This window comes from Nocardia wallacei (genome assembly GCF_029869545.1).
Lineage (GTDB): Bacteria > Actinomycetota > Actinomycetes > Mycobacteriales > Mycobacteriaceae > Nocardia > Nocardia wallacei_A.
Genome location: NZ_JARWQD010000197.1, coordinates 1 through 2,186 on the forward strand (window position 1 = coordinate 1; position 2,186 = coordinate 2,186).

Sequence of the window (2,186 nt, forward strand, 5' to 3'; positions counted from 1 at the left end):
CAGGAGGGCGTCGATCCGCGCACCGAACCCCGGCCCGGCTTCCCGCTGGGCCGTCCCGGCGACGCGCGCGAGGTCGCGGCGGTGGTGGCCTTCCTTGCCACCCCGGCCGCCGGGTACGTCACCGGCGCGGCCGATGTCGTCGCCGGCGGCCTGCTGCGCATGGGCCCGCCGGCCGCGGCAACGCCCGGGCCCGCCCGTCCAGGTGCCCGAAACTACTGGTATTCCGCGACGAGTATGACCTTGCCGTCGTAGCGCGTCGGATCCACCAGGGCAACAACCATTTTGCCGTTCGGTGCATCGGCCGCGGTTCGCCAGACCGTCGGCATGTCGGCCAGTATCTGACCGTTCTCCTTCGGAATCCCCGACTCCGGATCGACATGTACCGACGTGATCGGCGCCAGCAATCCCATGCCCAGAATCCCCGGCACCGGGCTGTTGGACAGCGCCTGAGTTTCGCCGTGATCGAAGCCCACGCCGATCACACCTTCCGCCGGCACCCCGACGGGAACGATCGCGGACGCCGCGCCCGCAGAGACCGCGGCGACGACTCCGCCGCCAGCCAGTACTGCTCCCAACATCGCAACTGCACGAATACGCATACGTGGATTCCTCCCCACAGTCCGCCGACCTCTGTACAGTCGGCACAGAGGGAATCTAAAGCGAATTGAAAGCGAATGTCAACAGTACTGATGAACCCTGTGCGGAGCGCCTGGGCCAGGTGGACGCGCGCGCCGATCGCTGAGGTCGAGCCAGTGCGCGGCCACCAGCTGCGTCCACTGACACGACATCAGCCCGGCTCGAGACAGGGCAGCAGCCATCGCCCGATGTTCGGTACGAGCGTCGGCGCCGGTCGGGTACTCGGTGATAGCTGCCCGCCGCTGCTCCGATCGGCTGCGATTCGACGATTGAAGGCCGCACATCGCTCGCAACCTGCGAGCCGGCCCGGCATCGTCGGGCGCCCCGTCTGTGCGATATGCCATGCAATCACAGGCAATCCGGCCGTGGATGCCAGGCGTGTGCCAGCGAGGCGTAGTTACCGATGCACGCAACAGGCCACGCCACGACAGCGACCCGATTGCCCGCGCAGTGCACTCGCCCAACAAGGGACCGGGCACCAATGCGCCTCGGCACGGTCCGTCCGACCGGCAATCCCCGGGACCCACGGCGGCAATTCCCAAATCATTGTCGAAGCTACCGCTCACCTCGTACCGCACGAAGTCAGCACACAAATCTCGGCGGCGAAATCGAGTCATGCATACCCGTGCTGGCCGTCGACCGCCGTTGTCGCCCCTCGTGCCGACATCAGCACACAGGGGATTACAGAAGAGAGAGGACTCACCTCATGGCACGCAAGATTCACACGGTCGTCGAAATTACCGATGATCTCACCGGAGAGGTTTGCTCGAACGCGACGACTGTGCCGTTCTCCGTCCGTGGCATCGCCTATGAAGTCGATCTCGGCCCGGACAGTGAGCGGGAGATGGACGAAGCATTCGCACCGTTCATCCGTAAAGCGCGCAGGGTCACCAAGAAGAAGGCAGCAAAATCAGCCCGCCGTACACGATCGAGCGAGTCTCAGCTGATCAGAAAATGGGCCCAGGACAGCGGCCACCCGGTACCCGCCCGCGGTCGCGTTCCCGAAGACATCGTCACCGCCTACCGTGCCGCCCAGACCTCGGCACCGGAGCCGTCTGCGCTGTGACAATGAGCCGCCGACACACGCCCTGGAGCGACCCCTGGAATGACCCCTCGATTGACCCCGAGAATGGGTCCAGGGGGTGCGCCAGGGGGCAATCCAGGCGTCTGCCCAGGGGGCAATCCAGAGGTCAATCGCCAGCCAGCAGCTCTCTGAGCTGCGGGTTTCCGGCTCGCCCCCGTCCCCTCCGTTCGCAAGCGCCCGGTATTTTGACCACCCGCGATCTGCGTACCTTGACCACGGGTGGTCAAAATAACCGGGGACGGGGGCGAGCCGGAAACCCAAACCAACCAAACTCAACGGACCAAATCCACGGAAAAAGACAAAAGACAAAAGACACGGCACACATCCGTGTGCCGAGCGCGGGGGGGGGGGGGGGGGGGGGGGGGGGGCCCCCCCCCCCCCCCCCCCCCCCCCCCCCGCCCCGGGGGGGGGGGCGCCCGCCCGGGGGGGCGAGAGGGGGGCGCGCCCGGCCGGCCCGCCGCGGGAT

3 protein-coding genes are annotated in these 2,186 nt (G+C 67.0%); 2 read left to right on the top strand and 1 reads right to left on the bottom strand.

Going from position 1 to position 2,186, the window contains the following annotated elements; all coding sequences use genetic code 11:
- The coding region (locus tag QH290_RS16030; RefSeq protein ID WP_280383642.1) for an SDR family oxidoreductase at positions 1-252 on the top strand (252 nt) is incomplete at its 5' end.
- Here QH290_RS16030 and QH290_RS16035 read toward each other — a convergent pair.
- A complete protein-coding gene (locus QH290_RS16035) occupies positions 213-599 on the bottom strand; it encodes a hypothetical protein (RefSeq protein ID WP_280383644.1) in 387 nt (128 codons plus the stop codon). The genes QH290_RS16030 and QH290_RS16035 overlap by 40 nt on opposite strands.
- A gap of 743 nt (positions 600-1,342) precedes the next feature.
- On the opposite strand from QH290_RS16035, the gene QH290_RS16040 reads away from it, so the two are divergent.
- On the top strand, positions 1,343-1,702 hold the full coding sequence (locus QH290_RS16040; RefSeq protein ID WP_280383646.1) for a histone-like nucleoid-structuring protein Lsr2: 360 nt from the start codon (positions 1,343-1,345) through the stop codon (positions 1,700-1,702).
- Positions 1,703-2,186 lie beyond the last annotated feature (484 nt).

Coding starts and splice junctions, on each gene's coding strand:
- QH290_RS16035 (WP_280383644.1), bottom strand. CDS start 599: ATGCGTATTCGTGCAGTTGCGATGTTGGGAGCAGTACTGGCTGGCGGC.
- QH290_RS16040 (WP_280383646.1), top strand. CDS start 1,343: ATGGCACGCAAGATTCACACGGTCGTCGAAATTACCGATGATCTCACC.